This window comes from Variovorax sp. FW305-3-2-15-B-LB1 (genome assembly GCF_058787635.1).
This window is the reverse complement of sequence record NZ_JBYSZY010000041.1, coordinates 4,972-24,327: the sequence shown is the minus strand read 5'-3', so window position 1 is coordinate 24,327 and position 19,356 is coordinate 4,972. Positions and strand designations below refer to the sequence as shown.

Here is a 19,356-nt window from a genome sequence, read left to right as displayed (position 1 = left end):
GCCGGGGGCCGTCGCAGATACGGGAAATCCGGCCGCGCAGGGTGGCCGGTGCCCGTGGGGATAGGCCTCAGTGCTCTTCGAGGAAGCGCTGCGCGTCCAGGGCGGCCATGCAGCCCGTACCGGCGCTGGTGATGGCCTGGCGGTAGATGTTGTCCTGCACGTCGCCGGCCGCGAACACGCCGGGCACGCTGGTCATCGTCGCGAAGCCCTTCAGGCCCGAGCGGGTCAGGATGTAGTTGTCCTTCATTTCCAGTTGGCCCTGGAAGATGTCGGTGTTCGGGTGGTGGCCGATCGCGATGAAGCAGCCCTTGAGCGTGATCTCTTCGGTCGCGCCGGTCTGCGTATTCTTGATGCGGATGCCCGTCACGCCCGTGCCGTCACCGAGCACCTCGTCGAGCTGGTTGTGCAGCTTCAGCACGATCTTGCCTTCGGCCACCTTTTCCATGACCTTGTCGATCAGGATCGGCTCGGCGCGGAACTTGTCGCGGCGATGCACGAGTGTGACTTTGTTTGCAATGTTGGAGAGGTACAGCGCTTCCTCGACGGCCGTGTTGCCGCCGCCGATCACGCAGACCTCTTGCTCACGGTAGAAGAAGCCGTCGCAGGTCGCGCAGGCGGAGACGCCGCGGCCCATGAACTTCTCTTCGGAATCCAGGCCCAGGTACTTGGCCGAGGCGCCCGTGGCGATGATCAGCGAGTCGCAGGTGTAGGTGCCGCTGTCGCCCGTGAGCGTGAACGGGCGCTTGCTCAGGTCGACCTTGTTGATGTGGTCGAACACGATCTGCGTCTTGAAGCGTTCGGCGTGCTCGAGAAAGCGCTGCATCAGCTCCGGGCCTTGCACGCCGTGCACGTCGGCCGGCCAGTTGTCGACCTCGGTCGTGGTCATGAGTTGACCGCCTTGCGCGATGCCCGTGATGAGCAAAGGCTGGAGGTTGGCGCGTGCGGCGTAGACGGCGGCGGTGTAGCCGGCCGGGCCGGAGCCCAGAATGAGAACCTTGGCGTGTTGGGGTGCGGACATGAGTAGAAAACCTAGGATGGACGCTGCGGCAGCGTGTACATTTTCAGGGTGGTAGCGATACGTGGGGAGTATCACCGCCCGGTTCAACACCGGGTGCACGGTGTTTTCAATGCGCGCGATTGTAGTAATCCATGGGCTCAGCATCAGGATCACATCGCGCGCTGTTTCAGGGATTGATTAATGTCGATGCTGTCCAACCTTGAATTGCTTCGGCGCGTTCCATTGTTCGCGTCGTTGACGGCCTCGCAGTCCGCAAGCATTGCGGATGCGATCATCAAGAAGCGCTTCAAACGCGCCGAGGTCGTCGTGGAGCAGGGCAAGAAATCCGATGCGCTGTACATCATCCTGACCGGCCGCGCCCGCGTCACGAGCGCCGACAGCCGTGGCCGCGAGGTGATCCTGGCCACGCTGCATCCCGGCGACTACCTCGGCGAGATGAGCCTGATCGACGACGAGCCGCACTCGGCCACCGTGCGCACCGAAATCCAGTGCGACGTGCTCATGCTGGGCCGCGACGCCTTCGCGCGCTGCCTGCCCGAGAACTCCTCGATGGCCTACAACATCATGCGCGGCCTGGTGCAGCGCCTGCGCCACGCCGACCGCAAGATCGAGTCGCTGGCGCTGATGGACGTGTACGGCCGCGTCGCCCGCGCACTGCTCGAGTTCGCCAGCCAGGACGGCATGGGCAACCTCAAGGTCCGCGACAAGATCTCCCGCCAGGACCTGGCCAAGATGGTCGGCGCGTCGCGCGAAATGGTGAGCCGCGTCATGAAGGACCTGGAAGAGCGCGGTTTCGTCCAGTCCCAGGAAGACGGCTCGGTGATCATCAAGGACCGGCTCCTGACGCTGACCTGAGCCCATAGGCCGGGCGCTTTCGGCGTCCACGGCCTTTTGTTGTAGTGTTCGGGGCGGCCGGCCTGCGTTTTTTCGGGCCGGGCGCCGTGCTTTTCATGACCTATTCGCTCCATACGCTTCAATCGTCCTCCTCTTCTTCCGCTGCCGAAGGGCAACCCGTGCGCCTGCGCGCCCTGCGCTTCGCCCACGAAATCACCTTGATCGCCGGGTTCGCAGCCCTTCTGTTCTGGCTGCTGGCGATGCTGAGCTTCACCCCGTCCGATGCCGCCTGGTCGACCTCGGGCACGGGCGGTGAGATCAAGAACTGGGGCGGCCGCATCGGCGCCTGGCTGGCCGATGGTAGCTACTTCCTTGCCGGCTATTCCGTCTGGTGGTGTCTTGCGGCGGGCCTGCGCGCGTGGCTCTCGTCGCTGGCCGGCTGGCTGCGCGGCGGCGAACCCACACCAGCGGTCGAACAGCCCCCGCGCGGTCGCTTCAACCGTAGCCGCCTCGCTTTCTGGTTCGGCCTCGTCCTGCTGCTGTGCGCGAGCGCGGTGCTCGAATGGTCGCGCCTGTACCGGCTCGAATCGCACCTGCCGGGTTCGGGCGGTGGCGCCCTGGGCTACCTCGTGGGGCCGGCGAGCGTGCGCTGGCTGGGCTTCACGGGCTCGGCGCTGGTCGCCATCGCTGGCGGCGTGATCGGCTCGGCGCTGGTGTTCCGTTTCTCCTGGAGCCTGATCGCCGAGCGCATCGGCGCGCGGGCTTATTCGTTGTTCGAGTCGCGCCGTGAAAAGCGCGAAATGGCGGCCGACATCGCCATGGGCAAGCAGGCCGCGCGCGAACGCGCCGGCGACGAGGAAGAACTGGCGCCCGCGCCGCGCGCCAAGAAAATGCGCCCCAGCAAGGAGGCCTCGTTCGGCGACGCCGGCCCTCTCGAGCCGAGCTTCGACGACGAAGAGGAAGAAGTCGCGCCCAAGCGCCGACCTGCATCGCCGCCGGTGCAGATCGAACCCGCGATGACCGAGGTCCCCCGCAGCGACCGCGTCGTCAAGGAGCGCCAGAAGCCGCTCTTCAAGGAACTGCCCGACAGCAAGCTGCCGCAGGTCGACCTGCTCGACGCCGCGCTGGTGCGCCAGGAAACGGTGTCCTCCGACACGCTCGAGATGACCTCGCGCATGATCGAGAAGAAGCTCAAGGACTTCGGTGTCGAGGTGCGCGTGGTGCTCGCTTCGCCGGGCCCCGTCATCACGCGCTACGAGATCGAGCCCGCCACCGGTGTCAAGGGCTCGCAGATCCTGGGCCTGGCCAAGGACCTGGCGCGTTCGCTCTCGCTGGTGTCGATCCGCGTGGTCGAAACGATCCCCGGCAAAAACTACATGGCGCTCGAACTGCCGAACGCCAAGCGCCAGTCGATCAAGCTCAGCGAAATCCTGGGCTCGCAGGTCTACAACGAGGGCAAGTCGATGCTCACGATGGGCCTGGGCAAGGACATCATCGGCAACCCCGTGGTGGCCGACCTCGCGAAGATGCCGCACGTGCTGGTGGCCGGTACCACCGGTTCGGGCAAGTCGGTGGGTATCAACGCGATGATTCTTTCGCTGCTCTACAAGGCCGAGGCACGCGACGTCCGCCTGCTCATGATCGACCCGAAGATGCTCGAAATGTCGGTCTACGAAGGCATCCCGCACCTGCTGGCGCCCGTGGTCACCGACATGCGCCAGGCGGCGCACGGCCTGAACTGGTGCGTGGCTGAGATGGAGCGCCGCTACAAGCTCATGAGCAAGCTCGGCGTGCGCAACCTGGCCGGCTACAACACCAAGATCGACGAAGCCAAGGCGCGCGAGGAGTTCATCTACAACCCCTTCAGCCTCACGCCGGACGATCCGGAACCGCTCAAGCGCGAGCCGCACATCGTGGTCATCATCGACGAGCTGGCCGACCTGATGATGGTGGTCGGCAAGAAGATCGAAGAGTTGATTGCCCGCCTTGCGCAAAAGGCCCGCGCCGCCGGCATCCACCTGATCCTGGCCACGCAGCGGCCCAGCGTCGACGTGATCACCGGCCTCATCAAGGCCAACATCCCCACGCGCATCGCGTTCTCGGTGGGCTCCAAGATCGACAGCCGCACCATCCTCGACCAGATGGGCGCCGAGGCGCTGCTGGGCATGGGCGACATGCTCTACATGGCCAGCGGCACGGGCCTGCCGATCCGCGTGCACGGTGCCTTCGTGAGCGACGAGGAAGTGCATCGCGTGGTGGCCTACCTCAAGAGCCAGGGCGAGCCCGACTACATCGAGGGCGTGCTCGAAGGCGGCACGGTCGATGGCGACGGTGACGGCGACCTGCTCGGCGGCGGCGACGGCGAAAAGGACCCGATGTACGACCAGGCGGTCGAGGTCGTGCTCAAGAACCGCAAGGCCAGCATCTCGCTGGTGCAGCGCCACCTGAAGATCGGCTACAACCGCGCCGCGCGCCTGGTCGAGGACATGGAAAAGGCCGGCCTCGTGAGCGCCATGAGCGGCAGCGGCCAGCGCGAGATCCTCGTGCCCGCGCGCCAGGCGGAGTGAGCCGCCAGCGCGCCACCGTCACCACCACTGCAGGGCCGGTTACGTGCTGAGAGGCAATTTGCAAACGCGCACCGGTACCGCTTCAAATCTTCATCAAAGCCTACAGATGCCGGCATCTGCGGCGGGTAGTGTCGATGGGCATCGCAGCAACGTTTTTCCGAGGAACCTCCCATGAAGAAAACCCGCCTCTGGCTGTTGGCCGGCCTGATCTGCACGGTGGCCGGCAGTGCCTGGGCCGACGGGCTCGAAAGCCTCGAAGCCTTCGTGAAGACGGTCAAGTCCGGCCGTGCCGAGTTCACCCAGACCGTGACGGCCCCGCCGCGCGAGGGCCAGCCGGGCCGCGCGAAGACGTCGACCGGCACCTTCGAATTCCATCGCCCCGGCAAATTCAAGTTCGACTATCGCAAGCCCTTCGCCCAGAGCATCGTGGCCGACGGCAAGACGCTGTGGCTCTACGACGCCGACCTGAACCAGGTCACGCAGCGCACCCAGGCGCAGGCGCTGGGTTCGACGCCCGCCGCGCTGATTGCTTCCGCCGCCGACCTGCGCGCCCTGCAGGCCGATTTCGCGCTGGAGGCCGCGCCCGAGCGCGACGGCCTGCAGTGGGTCAAGGCCACGCCGAAGAACAAGGACGGCCAACTGCAGAGTGTGATGGTCGGCTTCCAGGGTGACGCGCTCGCGGCCCTCGAGATCCTGGACAGCTTCGGCCAGCGCTCGGTGCTCAAGTTCAGCAAGGTCGAGGTGAATCCGACGCTGCCCGCCAGCACCTTCGACTTCAAGGCGCCCGCGGGTGCCGACGTGCTCAAGCAGTAATCACCCACAGCAGGACAGTCCCCGGTTTGGCCCCGCGCACCCACCAGCCCCTCGCCGAGCGCCTGCGTCCCAAGACGCTCGGCGAAGTGATCGGCCAGCAGCACCTGCTCGGTCCGGGCATGTCGCTGCGCATCGCCTTCGAGTCGGGCCAGCCGCATTCCTGCATCCTCTGGGGCCCGCCGGGCACCGGCAAGACGACCATCGCGCGGCTCATGGCCGACGCCTTCGACGCGCAGTTCCTGAGCATCAGCGCGGTGCTGGGCGGCGTGAAGGACATCCGCGAGGCGGTCGAGCAGGCCACGGCTGCGCGCGACGGGCTCACGCAGCAGCGCACCATCGTCTTCGTCGACGAGGTGCACCGCTTCAACAAGAGCCAGCAGGACGCGTTCCTGCCGCATGTCGAGTCGGGCCTGTTCACCTTCATCGGCGCGACCACCGAGAACCCGTCGTTCGAAGTCAATTCGGCCTTGCTGTCGCGGGCGGCGGTCTACGTGCTGCAGTCGCTCAACGAAGGCGACCTGAAGCAGATCGTCGCCAAGGCGCAGGCGATCCAGGCGGTTCCGGCCATCGACGAGGCGGCCATCGACCGCCTGGTCGCCTACGCGGACGGCGACGCACGTCGCCTGCTCAACACGCTCGAGACGCTGGCGGTTGCAGCCGGCGCCGAGAAGCTCACGAACATCACCGACGAGTGGCTGCTGCGCGTGCTCGGCGAGCGCATGCGCCGCTACGACAAGGGCGGCGAGCAGTTCTACGACACCATCAGCGCGCTGCACAAATCGGTGCGCGGCAGCGACCCCGACGCCGCACTCTACTGGTTCGTGCGCATGCTCGACGGCGGCGCCGACCCGCGCTACATGGCGCGCCGCCTCGTGCGCATGGCCAGCGAAGACATCGGCCTGGCCGACCCGCGCGCGCTGCGCCTGGCGCTCGATGCGGCCGAGGTCTATGAGCGCCTGGGTACCCCCGAAGGCGAGCTGGCGCTGGCGGAATGCGTGGTCTACCTGGCCATCGCGCCCAAGTCGAACGCGGTCTACAAGGCCTACAACGCGGTGCGCGCATTGGTGAAGAAAGACAGCACGCGCCCGGTCCCGATGCACCTGCGCAATGCGCCGACCAAGCTCATGAAGGAGCTCGACTACGGCAAGGGGTACCGCTACGCGCACGACGAAGAGGGCGGTTTCGCCGCCGGCGAGCGCTACCTGCCCGAGGGCCTGGAAGGCCAGGTGTTCTACGAACCGGTCGAGCGTGGACTCGAAATCCGCATCGCGGAAAAGCTGCGCGAACTGCGTCGCCTCAACACAAATTCAGATCGCTGATACAGGTTTGCGCATCTGCATGACTTCACGCGCATACAGCATGAAGTGAGCGGGTAAACCCCGGTCATCCCGCCCCAAAACAGCGCCGGGGCGTGTCTACAATCCCGCCCACCAAATCTGCCGGCGACACATGTTGGCTGGTTTTTTGCTTGTCAAGCCAGTGGCGCCAAACCGGTGCCTCGGTAGGTGAATGGCACCCGCAAGGTGCAACACATAGGGAATCGCGTTATGGAAATATTGCTGCAGCAGATCATCAACGGTCTGGTTCTCGGCAGCATGTATGCCTTGATAGCCTTGGGCTACACCATGGTGTACGGCATCATCAATCTGATCAATTTTGCGCACGGTGAAGTGCTGATGGTGGGGGCGCTCACAAGCTGGACCATCATCGGGCTAATGAAGGACGGAATGCCCAACACACCGGGCTGGCTGATCCTCTTCGTTGCGCTGATCATTGCCTGCGTCGTCGCGGCAAGCCTCAACTTCGTGATCGAGAAAGTGGCCTACCGGCCGCTGCGCAACAGCCCCAAGCTCGCACCGCTCATCACCGCCATCGGCGTGTCGATCCTGCTGCAGACGCTGGCCATGATCATCTGGAAGCCGACCAACAAGGCGTATCCCAACCTGCTGCCGACCGACCCCATCCACGTGGGCGGCGCCGTGATCTCGCCGACGCAGGTCATGATCCTCAGCGTCACGGCGTTCTCGCTCGTGATCCTGATGTGGCTGGTCAACTACACCAAGCTCGGCCGCGCGATGCGCGCCACCGCCGAGAACCCACGCGTCGCGGCGCTCATGGGCATCCGGCCCGACATGGTCATCTCGGCCACCTTCATCATCGGCGCCGTGCTCGCGGCCATCGCCGGCGTGATGTACGCATCCAACTACGGCATCGCGCAACACGCGATGGGCTTCCTGCCCGGCCTCAAGGCCTTCACCGCGGCCGTGTTCGGCGGCATCGGCAACCTGGCCGGCGCAGTGGTCGGCGGCATCCTGCTCGGCCTCATCGAGGCCATCGGCTCCGGCTACATCGGCACCCTCACGGGTGGCGTGCTGGGCAGCAACTACAGCGACATCTTCGCTTTCATCGTGCTGATCGTGATGCTCACGCTGCGGCCTTCGGGTCTGCTCGGCGAGCGCGTGGCGGACCGGGCCTGAGGAGCAGCACACCATGAAGAACAGCAAGAACCTCGCGCTCTACATCCTCGGCGTGGTCGCCGTGCTGGCGCTGCCCATCCTGTTGCAGACCCAGGGCAACGCCTGGGTGCGCATCGCCGACATCGCATTGCTCTACGTGATGCTCGCGCTCGGCCTGAACATCGTGGTCGGCTACGCCGGCCTGCTCGACCTGGGCTACGTGGCCTTCTTTGCGGTCGGCGCGTACCTCTACGCGCTGATGGGCTCGTCGCACCTCTCGGACACCTTTCCGTGGTTCAAGGCGATGTTCCCGAACGGGCTGCACACCTCGCTCTTGATCGTGGTTCCGCTCGCGCTGGTGGTGGCCGGGGTGCTCGGCGCGATGCTGGGGGCGCCCACGCTGAAGTTGCGCGGCGACTACCTCGCGATCGTCACGCTCGGCTTCGGTGAAATCATCCGGGTGTTCCTGAACAACCTCGACCAGCCGATCAACATCACCAACGGGCCGAAGGGCATCACGGCGATCGACTCCATCAAGTTCTGGGGTCTCGACCTGGGCAAGGCGTGGAAGTTCGACGGCTTCACGATCTCCTCGGTCACGCTGTACTACTACCTGTTCCTGGCGCTGGTGGTGGCCACGATCATCATTTCGCACCGCCTGCAGATCTCGCGCATCGGCCGCGCCTGGATGGCCATCCGCGAAGACGAAATCGCTGCCAAGGCGATGGGCATCAACACCCGCAACATGAAGCTGCTGGCCTTCGGCATGGGCGCCAGCTTCGGCGGCGTGTCGGGCGCGATGTTCGCGGCCTTCCAGGGCTTCGTGTCGCCCGAGTCCTTCAGCCTGATGGAGTCGGTGATGATCGTCGCCATGGTCGTGCTGGGCGGCCTTGGGCACCTGCCTGGCGTCATCCTGGGCGCCGTGCTGCTGGCCGCGCTGCCCGAAGTGCTGCGCTACGTGGCCGGCCCGCTGCAGGCGATGACCGACGGGCGCCTCGACGCGTCCATCCTGCGCCAGCTGTTCATCGCGCTGGCCATGATCGTCATCATGCTGATGCGCCCGCGCGGCCTGTGGCCCTCGCCGGAACACGGCAAGACGCTGACGAAGAAGAACGGCGCGCCCGTCGACCCGACCCATGCGGCCGTGGCGCCCGGAACGCTGCAGACGCATGCACCGGGCATCGACAGCCCCGCTGACGAAGTGCCGGGTGCGGCATCGCGTCCCATGTCCATCAATCCGTGAGCCAAGGACACACAGACATGACGACAGACACCATCCTCGACGTTCGCGGCATCTCCAAGCGCTTCGGCGGACTGCAGGCCCTCTCGGACGTGGGCATCACCATCAAGCGCGGCCAGGTCTACGGCCTGATCGGGCCGAACGGCGCCGGCAAGACGACCTTCTTCAACGTGATCACCGGGCTGTACACGCCCGACAGCGGCACCTTCGAGCTGGCCGGCAAGCCCTACCAGCCGACGGCTGTGCACGAAGTGGCCAAGGCCGGCATTGCGCGCACCTTCCAGAACATCCGCCTCTTCGCCGAAATGACGGCGCTGGAGAACGTGATGGTCGGGCGCCACATCCGCACGCATTCCGGCGTGTTCGGCGCCATGCTGCGCACCAAGGGCTTCAAGGCCGAAGAAGCGGCCATCGCCAAGCGCGCGCAGGAACTGCTCGACTACGTGGGCATCGGCAAGTTCGCCGACTACAAGGCGCGCACGCTGAGCTACGGCGACCAGCGCCGCCTCGAGATCGCCCGCGCACTGGCCACCGACCCCCAGCTCATCGCGCTGGACGAACCGGCCGCCGGCATGAACTCGACCGAGAAGGTCCTGCTGCGCGAGCTCATCGACCGCATCCGCAAGGACAACCGCACGATCCTGATCATCGAACACGACGTCAAGCTCATCATGGGCCTGTGCGACCGCGTCACCGTGCTCGACTACGGCAAGCAGATTGCCGAGGGCAACCCGGTCGAGGTACAGAAGAACGAAAAGGTGATCGAGGCCTACCTCGGCACCGGAGGACACTGAGATGAGCACCGCAGAAGCAACGATGGCAACCGCGACGGCACCGGCCGCCGCCAAGGCCGCAGGCAAGAACCTGCTCAAGGTCCGTGGCCTGAAGGTGGGCTACGGCGGCATCCAGGCCGTGAAGGGCGTGGACTTCGACGTGTTCGAGGGCGAGCTGGTCTCGCTCATCGGCTCCAATGGCGCTGGCAAGACCACCACCATGAAGGCCATCACCGGCACGCTGCCGGCCGGCGCGGGCGACATCGAGTTCCTGGGCCGCAGCATCAAGGGCCGTGGCGCCTGGGACCTGGTGGGCGAGGGCCTCGTGATGGTGCCCGAGGGCCGCGGCGTGTTCACGCGCATGACGATCACCGAGAACCTGCAGATCGGCGCCTACATCCGCAACGACAAGGCCGAGATCGCCAGCGACATGGAGCGCGTGTTCGTGACCTTCCCGCGCCTGCGCGAGCGCAAGGACCAACTGGCCGGCACGATGTCGGGCGGCGAACAGCAGATGCTGGCCATGGGCCGTGCGCTCATGGCGCGTCCGAAGGTGCTGCTGCTCGACGAACCCACCATGGGCCTGTCGCCGATCATGTGCGACAAGATCTTCGAGGTGGTGCAGACCGTGGCGTCGCAAGGCGTCACGATCCTGCTGGTTGAGCAGAACGCCAACCGCGCGCTGCAGCTGGCCGACCGCGGCTACGTCATGGAGTCGGGCCTCATCACGATGAACGGCGACGCCAAGGAACTGCTGCGCGACCCGCGCGTGCGCGCCGCCTACCTCGGCGAGTAAGCGCCGCCAGCGCCAAACGGCCAGCACCGCAGAGCGCGGTGGCTGGCCGTTTTTCCGTCTATCCCTATCCCATCATCGCGGCGGCGGCCTTGATCGCCTCGCGGATGCGCCCGTAGGTGCCGCAGCGGCACACGTTCTCGATGGCGTCGATGTCGGCGTCCGTCGGGGTGCGTGTGCGGCGCAGCAGGTCGACCGCGGCCATGATCTGGCCCGGCTGGCAGAAGCCGCACTGCGGCACGTCCAGGTTCATCCAGGCCTGCTGCACCGGGTGCAGCGTGTTGCCGTTGGCCAGGCCCTCGATGGTCGTCACCTGGCGCCCGCGCACGTCGGACACGCGCACCGAGCAGGTCGTCACGGCCTTGCCGTCGACGTGGCAGGTGCAGGCCTTGCACACGTTGATGCCGCAGCCGTACTTCGGGCCGGTGATGCCGAGCTTGTCACGCAGCACCCACAGCAGCGCCAGGTCGTCGGGCGCCTCGACGTCGACGTTCTGGCCGTTCACCTTGAAAGATTGCACAGGCATGGCGGGTCTCCTCAGGCGGGGATCGGAACGTTGACGGGCGTGGGCAGCTTGCCCGGCGGGATCGGCGTGAAGTCGACCGGGAAGTTCAGCGGGAAGCTGCGCGGCTTGATGCCGGTGGCGCGCCCATAGGCGTTGGCGATCGCGCCCGAGCTCGCCGACAGGCCGACCTCGCCCAGGCCGCCGATGGCCTCGCCATTGGCCGGCAGGATGATGATCTTCACGTCCTTCGGGTAGTGCTTCATGCGCGAGAAGTGGTACTGCGAGTAGCTGCCTTCCAGCGGCAGGCCGTTCTGGATGTGCAGCCCCGCCGACAGCACCAGCGCGATCGATTCGCACAGGCCGCCCTGCAGCTGCGCCTCGATGCCCGAGGGGTTGATCGGCGTGCCGACATCGATGGCGATGGTGGCGCGCACCACGCGGGCCTGCGCCGGCACGCGCGCGTCGATCTCGACGATGCAGGCCGTGAACGACTTCGACTCCTGGTGCACGCCCACGCCCTGCGCAAAGCCCGCCGGCATCGCCTTGCCCCATTGCGCGGCCTCCGCCACGGCCTTGAGCACCGCGCGGGCGCGCGGCAGGCGCAGGTACTCGAGCCGGAAGGCGACCGGGTCCTTGCGCGCGGCGCGGGCCATCTCGTCGACCAGGATCTCTTCCACCAGCCGCGCGGGCTGGATGTGCACCGAGCGGTAGGAGCAGGTGTTCATGTCCATCGGCACGGGCGTCAGCAGCTTGGTCGTGACGCCGAAGTTGTACGGCGAGGTCACCATGGTCTTGAACATCACCTGCTCGATCGCGAAGTTGCCCACCGTCTGCGGGAAGGCGTTGGGCAGCGCGATGGCGGCGGCCTCGAGCATGTTGCCGAAGCCGTGGCGCGTGTCCAGGCGCACGCTGGCGATGCGCTGCTCGAAGGCGATCACCTGGCCCAGCAGCATCGTGGCGCGCGCCTTCTGGTAGATCGGCGGGCGGATGCGCGTGTGGCGCATGTCGTCGGTGCGGTGGTACATCAGGCGGCAGGGGCGTCCCAGCGCCTTCGACACCTGGATCGCCTGCAGCACCGGGTCCCAGAACAGGCGCCGCCCGAAGGAGCCGCCCGAGGGCACCGCATGCACGACGACCTTGTTCAGCGGCAGGCCCAGCTCGGCGGCCACCGCCTGCTGGGTGACGATGGGGCTCTGCAGCCCGGCCCAGATCTCGGCGCGATCCGCTCGCACGTCGGCAATCGCGCATTCGACTTCCATCGGGCAGTGCGCGGCCGGCGCGAACTCGAACTCGGCCTCGACCGTCAGCGCACCCAGCGGCGGCAGCGCAAAGGGCAGCAGCGACGACTTCAGCTTGCGCATGATGGTGGCGTTCGACTCGCCGTCGAGCGGGCCGGCGGCCCAGGTCACGTCGAGCGCGTTCACCGCGGCCCAGGCCTGGCCGAAGGTCTCGGCCATCACTGCCACGCCCGGCGGCGTCGGCGTGATGCCGTTGGTGGCGGGGATCGGCACCACGCCGATCACGCCCGGCATGCCCATCACCGTGTTCAGGTTGTTGATGCCGACGAACTTGCCGTTGATGGTCGGCGGGCGCCGCACCATCGTCGGCTTGGCATTGGGCACCGCCTGGTCGAGCGTGAACTTCTTGCGGCCGGTGACGATGTCCAGCGCGTCGAGCCGCGTCACGCGCTGGCCGACCACCGAAGGCGTCGAGCCTGAGAGCAGGCCGCCGAGGCCGCCCAGCATCGGCATGCCGGCATGCATCGAGCGCACGCTCGACGAGCCGCCCGTGAGCTGGTTCCAGATCAGCTCGGGGCTCGCGTCGGCCGAGGTGACTTCGATGGCGCTCAGCGGCAGGCGCAGCTTGTCGGCCAGCATCATCGCGCTGGCCGTGGCGATGCCCTGGCCCACTTCGAGGCGCGGCAGCGCCAGGCGCACGCGGCCGTCGCTGGTGTTTGTCACCTTCACCAGCGGCATGGTCGGCAGCGAGGTCAGCGTGACCGCGTCACCGATGTCGATCAGGTCGGTGGTGTCGGGTGGGGTCATGGGCAGCAGCGCGGCCACCGCGGAGGCGGGCGCCGTGAGGGCGCCGAGCCCCGCGATGCCGGCCGCCGCCGATGCCAGCGGCATGGCCGTGGCGTAGCCGAGCACGTCGCGTCGGCGCAGGCCGTGCGCATCCCCGTCGTCCGGCCCGCGCGCGGGACGCGGGTCCTTGTTCGAACGCTTCATCGTTGTCTCCTTGTTGTTTGGCGAACGCGGATGACTGTGGCACCATCGCCGCGCCGAAGATGTCGTTGCAACGACATTTCTTACGGACCCCGCCGACCGGCGCCTGCGACGGATCGGCCGATGCGATGTCACGAGGGACGACAGCAGGAGGCGCGATGTCGAACGCGTTGGAGAACATGCTTCGCGAGAGCCTGTGGGCGCGCGCGCTCACGGACGACGAACTCGACCGCGTCGTCCAGGAGTCGCACGAGCGCGTGGTGCCGGCCGGCGGCTTCGTCGTGCGGCGCGGCGAGCCGGCCGATCACTGGATCGGCGTGATCGACGGGCTCATGAAGATGTCGGTGTCGCTGCCCGACGGGCGCGTGTCCACCTTCACCGGCGTGACCGCCGGCGGCTGGGGCGGCGAAGGCTCGCTGCTCACCCCCGGATGCTGGCGCTACGACGGCGTGGCGCTGCGGCCCACGCGCGTGGCCTGCGTGCCGCGACAGAGTTTCGAGCGGCTGATGTCCACCAGCATCGACTTCAATCGGTTTCTGTTGTTACACATCAATGCGCGACTGAGCCTGTTCATCGGCCTCATGGAATTCGATCGCCTGCTCGGCCCCGACGCGCGCGTGGCGCGCTGCCTGGCCAGCCTGTTCGACCCCATCCTCTATCCGCGCGCCACCCGCTTCGTGCGGCTGAGCCAGGACGAGATCGGCCTCTTGTCGGCGGTGTCGCGCCAGCGTGCCAACCGCGCGCTGCATGCGCTGCAGCGCGACGGCCTGTTGCGCATCGAACACGGGGGTGTGGAAGTGCTCGACCTCGCGGGCCTGCGCACCTACCAGAGCGGGGCGGCCGAAGCGGCGGCGGCCGTGGCTGCCGCCACCGACACGCAGGCCGCAGCGCCCCTGGACGACCTCGTCAGTCCACCTTCGCCCCGGTGGCCTTGACCACCTTCTCGTACTTGGCCAGTTCGCTCTTCATGAAGCTGCCGAACTGCTCGGACGAGTTGCCGACCGGCTCGGCCAGCATCGAGGCGAAACGGGTCTTCGTTTCCGGCGCGTTCAGCGCGGCGACGAAGGCCTGATTCAGCTTCGCGACCACCTCGGGCGGCGTGCCGGCCGGCGCGACCAGGCCCCACCACGTGTCGATCGAGAAACCCTTGAGTGTGTCGGCCACGGGCGGCACGTCGGGCAGGGCGCTGCTGCGCTTGAGCGTCGTGACCGCGATCGCCTTCAGCTTGCCCGAGCGGATGTTCGGCGCGGCCGTGGCGAGGTTGTCGAAGTTGAAGTCGACCTGCCCCGACAGCAGCGCCAGCTGCGCCGGGTTGCCGCCGTTGTACGGAATGTGCACCGCGAAGATGCCCGCTTCCTTCTTGAACAGCTCGCCCGCCAGGTGGCCGGCGCTGCCGTTGCCGCCGCTGGCGTAGTTGAGCTTGGCCGGGTTGGCCTTGGCGTAGCGGATCAGGTCGGCCAGCGTGCGGATGTTCAGGCGGTTGGCCGTCTCGGCGTTCATCACCAGCACGTTGGGCACGCGCACCATCTGCGTGATCGGCGCGAAGTCGGTCGCGGCGTTGAACGGCATCTTGCTGTACAGCCACGGGTTCACCGCGTTCGTGGCCGTGGCCGCGATGCCGATCGTGAGGCCGTCCGCCGGCGCCTTGGCGACGAAGTCGGCGCCGATGTTGCCGCCCGCGCCGGGCTTGTTGTCGATGATGACCGGGCCGCCCAGCGTGTCCTTCACCTGCTCGGCCAGGATGCGCGCCGTGTTGTCGATCGGGCCGCCGGCCGCGTAGGGCACGACGAGGCGGATCGGTCGGTGTTGCTGGGCTGCGGCGTGGCCGGCGGTGAGCACGGCAGCGCCGGCGATCAGGGTCAGGAGGAAGTGTCTCGTCTTCATGTTGTTCTACGGAAAGGGAAGGGGAGCGCGAAGGCTCAGGGCAGGGCTTTGTCGGCTTCGGTGGTGAAGGCGTCGGCGAAGAATTCTTCTTCGGGCAGGCCGGCCAATGCCACGTAGTCGCGCTTGGCCGAGTCGACCACGATCGGCGCGCCGCAGGCATACACCTGGTGGCCCGACAGGTCGGTGAAGTCTTCCAGTACCGCCTGGTGGACGAAGCCCGTGCGGCCGGTCCAGTTGTCTTCGGGCGTGGCGTTCGACACCACGGGCACGTAGCGCAGGTTCGGCATCGCGGCCAGCTGCTCGCGCAGCCAGGCGTCCATGTACAGGTCTTCGGGGCGGCGCCCGCCCCAGTAGAGCGCGGTGGGGCGGTCGATGCCCTTGAACTGCATGTGCTCCAGCAGCGCCTTGATGGGTGCGAAGCCCGTGCCCGAGGCCAGCAGGATCATCGGCTTGTCGGAGTCCTCGCGCAGGAAGAAGCTCCCGAACGGGCCTTCGATGCGCAGGATCTCTTTTTCCTTCATCGCGCCGAAGACATGGTCGGTGAACTTGCCGCCCGGCAGGTGCCGCAGGTGCAGCTCCAGGCCCGTGCCCGGCACGGCCACCGTGTGCGGCGCGTTGGCCATCGAGTAGCTGCGGCGCGCGCCGTCGCGCAGGATGAATTCGACGTACTGGCCCGCATAGAACTGCAGCGGCTCGCCGGCCGGCAGCTGCAGGCGCAGCATCATCACGTCGTGCGACTGGCGCGTGAGCGCCATCACGCGCACCGGCATCTTGCGAATCGGCAGCGCGCCGGCCTCGGTGACCTGGCGCGACTCGAGCACCACGTCGCTCGTCGGGTGGGCGCAGCAGGTCAGCACGTAGCCGGCCAGCTGCTCCTCGGCGCTCAGCGCCTTGCTCTGGTGCGGGCCGAGCGTGACCTCGCCTGACAGCTTCTTGCACTTGCAGGAACCGCAGGCGCCGTCCTTGCAACCGTAGGGGAGGCCGATGCCCTGGCGGATGCCTGCCGCGAGGATGGTTTCGTCGCCCTGGACCACGAAGTGGCGCCCGCTGGGCTCGACGGTGATGGAAAAGCCCGCTTCGTGCGGCGCTGTAGCAGTCATCGGTATTCTTCGGGGGTGAACTTTCCCGGCTGCGTGCGGCCGGGACAACTGAATTGAGACAGGAAACCCGGATTTTGCCTTCAATCAATAGTCCCTCCGGCGCACTGCCGGCCCGGTTCCGGCGCGAGCGCTTGCTGATCGTCGGCTGCGGCGACGTCGGCCAGCGCGTGGCGCGCAACCTGCGCGGGCGCATGCAGCTGGTGGCCCTCACGTCCTCGGCCGACCGCGTCGCGGCGCTGCGCGCGGCCGGCATCCGGCCGCTGGTGGGCAACCTGGACGACCGCGCCACCCTGCGCCGCCTGGCGGGCATCGCCACCCGCGTGGTGCATCTGGCGCCGCCCGCGCGCGAAGGCGGCGCGGCCTGGTGGCGCGACCAGCGCACCGTGTCGCTGGCGCAGGCGCTGCGGCTGCGCTCGCTGCCCTCGGCGCTGGTCTACGGCTCCACCAGCGGCGTGTACGGCGACTGCGGCGGCGCGCGCGTGAGCGAAACGCGTGGCGTGCGCCCCGACACCCCGCGCTCCCACCGGCGCGTCGATGCCGAGCGCGCCGTGCGCTGGTTCGGCCGCAGCACCGGCGTGCGCACCAGCATCCTGCGCATCCCGGGCATCTATGCGCCCGACCGCGAGAACGGCACCCCGCGCGGCCGCCTGGAGCGCGGCACGCCCGTGCTGCGGCGCGAGGACGACGTCTACACCAGCCACATCCACGCCGACGACCTCGCGCGCGCCTGCGTGGCGGCGCTGTTCCGCGGCAAGCCCCAGCGCGTGGTGCACGCGTCGGACGACACCGAGCTGCGCATGGGCGACTACTTCGACCTGGCCGCCGACCTCTACGGCATGCCCCGCCCGCCGCGTGTGGCGCGCGGCGAGGCCGAGCGCCAGCTGCCGCTGCAACTGCTGAGCTTCATGGGCGAATCGCGCCGGCTCGACAACACGCGGCTCAAGCGCGAGCTGCGCGTGCGGCTCGCGCATCCGACGGTGCACACCGGCCTGCAGCCCACAGAAGCCTGAAAGGACGCAACCCGTGAGCAAACAGAGCGTTCGCATCCCCGACGGCCATCCGACCTTCGGCTCCACCGCTGTCTTCGACACCTTCAAGTACGCGCCCGGCGTCAAGGCCGGCGGCCTGCTGTTCGTGGCGGGGCAGGTCGGCCTGCGTGCCGACGGCAGCGTGCCCGAGAGCGCCGCGGAACAGGCCGACTGGGCTTTCCGGCGGCTGGGCGTGGTGCTCGAGAGCGCGGGGCTCGGCTTCGCCGACCTGGTGGAGATCGTGAGCTACCACGTCGACGTCGAGCACGAGCTGGCGGGCTTTCGCGAAGTGAAGGACCACTACATCACCGAGGATTTCCCGGCATGGACCATCCTCGGCGTGGCGGCCCTGGCGCGGCCGGCGCTGCGGGTGGAGATTCGCGCGGTGGCGGCGTTGAAGACCGCGCAAGCGGGCTGACACCGAAGCGGATGCCCAGGGGCCGGGCGTACCATGGCAGGACAGGCTCCAGATCGAACCGATCGAAGCGAAGCGGACGAAACGAATGCCCCAAACGATTGAAGCGTTGCTTGCCGATCAAGGCGCACAGGCTGTCCTCGCCTACCTGAACGCGCGCGTGCCGCATCGGTACACCGGGATCTACAAGATCCGCTCCGACCTGGTCACGAGCCTCTACCTGTACGACAAGCAAAGCGAGCTGATCCCCGAGAACATCGCCGTCGTGCCCTTCGAGGCGAGCATCTGTCCCTTTGTCCTGCGCGACGGGTGGTTCCGCACCGACGACTCGAGCGTGGACGAGCGCTTTGCCACGCATCCCGGGCGGGACTACACCATCAGCTACCACGGCGTTCCGCTGTTGAACCCCTCGGGCGCGGTCGCCGGCACCTTGTGCCACTTCAACTTCACGGCCGTGCCGCTGCCGGACGACGAGTTCGAGCTGCTGCACCAGGCCGCCTTGTCGCTGCAGGTGAAGCTCGCCGACGTGCTTGGCTAGGGCGGGGCGCTGCCCGGCCCGAAAGGCCCCGAGGCAAAGAAAAACCCGCTGCGCCAGGGAAGCGAGCGGGTTTCTTGATGTGGGGGTGAGACGGTGTCGTCTCGTGGTGCCCGGGGCCGGAATCGAACCGGCACACCTTTCGGTGGGGGATTTTGAGTCCCCTGCGTCTACCAATTTCACCACCCGGGCACATCCGGAAGGAAGCCCAAAATTATGGCACAGTGGCTGGCATGAATTATCCGACGATCGAAGACGCCATCGGCAAGACCCCCTTGGTTGCCCTGCAACGCATCCACGCCGCGGAAAACGCCAAGCGCGGCAACGTGATCCTGGGCAAGCTCGAAGGCAACAACCCGGCGGGTTCGGTCAAGGACCGGCCGGCGCTGTCGATGATCAAGCGGGCCGAGGAGCGCGGTGAAATCAAGCCAGGCGACACGCTGATCGAGGCCACCTCGGGCAACACCGGCATCGCGCTGGCGATGGCCGCGGCCATCAAGGGCTACCGCATGGTGCTGATCATGCCGGAGGACCTCTCGGTGGAACGCGCCCAGACCATGAAGGCCTTCGGCGCCGAGCTGGTGCTCACGCCCAAGAGCGGCGGCATGGAATACGCGCGCGACCTGGCCGAGCAGATGGTCGCCCAGGGCAAGGGTCGCGTGCTCGACCAGTTCGCCAACCCCGACAACCCGCGCATCCACTACGAGACCACCGGCCCCGAGATCTGGACCGACACGCAGGGCAAGATCACCCATTTCGTGAGCGCCATGGGCACCACGGGCACCATCACCGGCGTCTCGCGCTACCTGAAGGAAAAGAACCCGGCGGTGCGCATCGTCGGTGCGCAGCCGGCCGAAGGCTCGCGCATTCCCGGCATCCGCAAGTGGCCGGTCGAGTACCTGCCCAAGATCTACGATCCGAGCCGCGTCGACGAAGAAATCAGCGTGAGCCAGGACGACGCCGAGGAGATGTGCCGGCGCCTCGCGCGCGAAGAAGGCATCTTCGGCGGCATCTCGGCGGCCGGCGCGCTGTGGGCGGCCATCGAGGTGTCGAAGACGGTCGAGAACGCCACCATCGTGTTCGTGGTCTGCGACCGCGGCGACCGCTACCTGTCGACGGGGGTTTTCCCCGCCTGATCCCTTCACACTGCGGCGGGGCCCCCCCGGGGGC

General features: G+C 67.4%; 18 protein-coding genes and 1 tRNA gene. 13 read left to right on the top strand and 6 right to left on the bottom strand.

Going from position 1 to position 19,356, the window contains the following annotated elements; genetic code table 11:
- Positions 1–67: 67 nt before the first annotated feature.
- Complete coding sequence (gene trxB, locus AC3WQR_RS22400) at positions 68–1,018, bottom strand: thioredoxin-disulfide reductase (protein WP_062481027.1); 951 nt, start codon at positions 1,016–1,018, stop codon at positions 68–70.
- Between the two features lie 180 nt (positions 1,019–1,198).
- On the opposite strand from trxB, the gene AC3WQR_RS22395 reads away from it, so the two are divergent.
- From AC3WQR_RS22395 to AC3WQR_RS22360, 8 genes are all read left to right on the top strand, one after another.
- Positions 1,199–1,873, top strand: a complete 675-nt coding sequence (locus AC3WQR_RS22395; RefSeq protein ID WP_062481025.1) for a Crp/Fnr family transcriptional regulator — start codon at positions 1,199–1,201, stop codon at positions 1,871–1,873.
- Between the two features lie 95 nt (positions 1,874–1,968).
- Entirely contained in the window at positions 1,969–4,419 is a 2,451-nt protein-coding gene (locus AC3WQR_RS22390; RefSeq protein WP_159275542.1) for a DNA translocase FtsK, read from the top strand.
- 171 nt (positions 4,420–4,590) lie between these two features.
- The gene (lolA, locus tag AC3WQR_RS22385; RefSeq protein WP_492743764.1) at positions 4,591–5,232 is read left to right on the top strand and encodes an outer membrane lipoprotein periplasmic chaperone LolA; all 642 of its coding nucleotides are present in this window, start codon (positions 4,591–4,593) and stop codon (positions 5,230–5,232) included.
- A gap of 26 nt (positions 5,233–5,258) precedes the next feature.
- The gene (locus tag AC3WQR_RS22380; RefSeq protein ID WP_139703237.1) at positions 5,259–6,551 is read left to right on the top strand and encodes a replication-associated recombination protein A; all 1,293 of its coding nucleotides are present in this window, start codon (positions 5,259–5,261) and stop codon (positions 6,549–6,551) included.
- Positions 6,552–6,779: 228 nt separating this feature from the next.
- A complete protein-coding gene (locus AC3WQR_RS22375) occupies positions 6,780–7,709 on the top strand; it encodes a branched-chain amino acid ABC transporter permease (RefSeq protein WP_062481019.1) in 930 nt (309 codons plus the stop codon).
- A 13-nt stretch (positions 7,710–7,722) separates the two neighbouring features.
- Positions 7,723–8,931, top strand: coding sequence for a branched-chain amino acid ABC transporter permease (locus tag AC3WQR_RS22370; RefSeq protein WP_062481017.1), 1,209 nt, complete (start codon positions 7,723–7,725; stop codon positions 8,929–8,931).
- 17 nt (positions 8,932–8,948) lie between these two features.
- On the top strand, positions 8,949–9,722 hold the full coding sequence (locus tag AC3WQR_RS22365; RefSeq protein WP_056572293.1) for an ABC transporter ATP-binding protein: 774 nt from the start codon (positions 8,949–8,951) through the stop codon (positions 9,720–9,722).
- A 1-nt stretch (position 9,723) separates the two neighbouring features.
- On the top strand, positions 9,724–10,497 hold the full coding sequence (locus tag AC3WQR_RS22360) for an ABC transporter ATP-binding protein (protein ID WP_172438340.1): 774 nt from the start codon (positions 9,724–9,726) through the stop codon (positions 10,495–10,497).
- 64 nt (positions 10,498–10,561) lie between these two features.
- On the opposite strand, the gene AC3WQR_RS22355 is transcribed toward AC3WQR_RS22360, so the two are convergent.
- Both AC3WQR_RS22355 and AC3WQR_RS22350 read right to left on the bottom strand, forming a co-directional pair.
- Positions 10,562–11,020, bottom strand: coding sequence for a (2Fe-2S)-binding protein (locus tag AC3WQR_RS22355; protein ID WP_056572291.1), 459 nt, complete (start codon positions 11,018–11,020; stop codon positions 10,562–10,564).
- 11 nt (positions 11,021–11,031) lie between these two features.
- Entirely contained in the window at positions 11,032–13,227 is a 2,196-nt protein-coding gene (locus tag AC3WQR_RS22350) for a xanthine dehydrogenase family protein molybdopterin-binding subunit (protein WP_492743762.1), read from the bottom strand.
- 155 nt (positions 13,228–13,382) lie between these two features.
- Between AC3WQR_RS22350 and AC3WQR_RS22345 the strand changes: the two genes are divergently transcribed.
- The gene (locus AC3WQR_RS22345; RefSeq protein WP_492681726.1) at positions 13,383–14,159 is read left to right on the top strand and encodes a Crp/Fnr family transcriptional regulator; all 777 of its coding nucleotides are present in this window, start codon (positions 13,383–13,385) and stop codon (positions 14,157–14,159) included.
- On the opposite strand, the gene AC3WQR_RS22340 is transcribed toward AC3WQR_RS22345, so the two are convergent.
- A complete protein-coding gene (locus tag AC3WQR_RS22340; protein ID WP_492743760.1) occupies positions 14,131–15,108 on the bottom strand; it encodes a Bug family tripartite tricarboxylate transporter substrate binding protein in 978 nt (325 codons plus the stop codon). The two genes, AC3WQR_RS22345 and AC3WQR_RS22340, sit on opposite strands and share 29 nt — an antisense overlap.
- Positions 15,109–15,143: 35 nt before the next feature.
- Positions 15,144–16,208, bottom strand: coding sequence for a CDP-6-deoxy-delta-3,4-glucoseen reductase (locus AC3WQR_RS22335; protein WP_095746545.1), 1,065 nt, complete (start codon positions 16,206–16,208; stop codon positions 15,144–15,146).
- Positions 16,209–16,282: 74 nt separating this feature from the next.
- Between AC3WQR_RS22335 and AC3WQR_RS22330 the strand changes: the two genes are divergently transcribed.
- The 3 genes from AC3WQR_RS22330 (at position 16,283) to AC3WQR_RS22320 (ending at position 18,189) form a co-directional block, all read left to right on the top strand.
- Positions 16,283–17,218 carry an SDR family oxidoreductase gene (locus AC3WQR_RS22330; RefSeq protein ID WP_492743758.1) on the top strand — a complete coding sequence of 312 codons (936 nt, stop codon included), beginning with the start codon at positions 16,283–16,285 and terminating at the stop codon, positions 17,216–17,218.
- A 13-nt stretch (positions 17,219–17,231) separates the two neighbouring features.
- Positions 17,232–17,654, top strand: coding sequence for a RidA family protein (locus AC3WQR_RS22325; RefSeq protein WP_492743756.1), 423 nt, complete (start codon positions 17,232–17,234; stop codon positions 17,652–17,654).
- An 85-nt stretch (positions 17,655–17,739) separates the two neighbouring features.
- Positions 17,740–18,189: a hypothetical protein gene (locus AC3WQR_RS22320; RefSeq protein ID WP_492743753.1), complete on the top strand. Its 450-nt coding sequence runs from the start codon at positions 17,740–17,742 to the stop codon at positions 18,187–18,189.
- Between the two features lie 104 nt (positions 18,190–18,293).
- Here the strand turns inward: AC3WQR_RS22320 and AC3WQR_RS22315 are convergent.
- A tRNA-Leu gene (locus tag AC3WQR_RS22315) sits at positions 18,294–18,378 on the bottom strand.
- 41 nt (positions 18,379–18,419) lie between these two features.
- Between AC3WQR_RS22315 and cysM the strand changes: the two genes are divergently transcribed.
- Positions 18,420–19,322 (top strand): cysteine synthase CysM, encoded by a 903-nt coding sequence (cysM, locus tag AC3WQR_RS22310; RefSeq protein WP_492743750.1) that lies wholly within the window; start codon positions 18,420–18,422, stop codon positions 19,320–19,322.
- Positions 19,323–19,356 lie beyond the last annotated feature (34 nt).

Coding starts and splice junctions, on each gene's coding strand:
- trxB (WP_062481027.1), bottom strand. CDS start 1,018: ATGTCCGCACCCCAACACGCCAAGGTTCTCATTCTGGGCTCCGGCCCG.
- AC3WQR_RS22395 (WP_062481025.1), top strand. CDS start 1,199: ATGTCGATGCTGTCCAACCTTGAATTGCTTCGGCGCGTTCCATTGTTC.
- AC3WQR_RS22390 (WP_159275542.1), top strand. CDS start 1,969: ATGACCTATTCGCTCCATACGCTTCAATCGTCCTCCTCTTCTTCCGCT.
- lolA (WP_492743764.1), top strand. CDS start 4,591: ATGAAGAAAACCCGCCTCTGGCTGTTGGCCGGCCTGATCTGCACGGTG.
- AC3WQR_RS22375 (WP_062481019.1), top strand. CDS start 6,780: ATGGAAATATTGCTGCAGCAGATCATCAACGGTCTGGTTCTCGGCAGC.
- AC3WQR_RS22370 (WP_062481017.1), top strand. CDS start 7,723: ATGAAGAACAGCAAGAACCTCGCGCTCTACATCCTCGGCGTGGTCGCC.
- AC3WQR_RS22365 (WP_056572293.1), top strand. CDS start 8,949: ATGACGACAGACACCATCCTCGACGTTCGCGGCATCTCCAAGCGCTTC.
- AC3WQR_RS22360 (WP_172438340.1), top strand. CDS start 9,724: ATGAGCACCGCAGAAGCAACGATGGCAACCGCGACGGCACCGGCCGCC.
- AC3WQR_RS22355 (WP_056572291.1), bottom strand. CDS start 11,020: ATGCCTGTGCAATCTTTCAAGGTGAACGGCCAGAACGTCGACGTCGAG.
- AC3WQR_RS22350 (WP_492743762.1), bottom strand. CDS start 13,227: ATGAAGCGTTCGAACAAGGACCCGCGTCCCGCGCGCGGGCCGGACGAC.
- AC3WQR_RS22345 (WP_492681726.1), top strand. CDS start 13,383: ATGTCGAACGCGTTGGAGAACATGCTTCGCGAGAGCCTGTGGGCGCGC.
- AC3WQR_RS22340 (WP_492743760.1), bottom strand. CDS start 15,108: ATGAAGACGAGACACTTCCTCCTGACCCTGATCGCCGGCGCTGCCGTG.
- AC3WQR_RS22335 (WP_095746545.1), bottom strand. CDS start 16,208: ATGACTGCTACAGCGCCGCACGAAGCGGGCTTTTCCATCACCGTCGAG.
- AC3WQR_RS22320 (WP_492743753.1), top strand. CDS start 17,740: ATGCCCCAAACGATTGAAGCGTTGCTTGCCGATCAAGGCGCACAGGCT.
- cysM (WP_492743750.1), top strand. CDS start 18,420: ATGAATTATCCGACGATCGAAGACGCCATCGGCAAGACCCCCTTGGTT.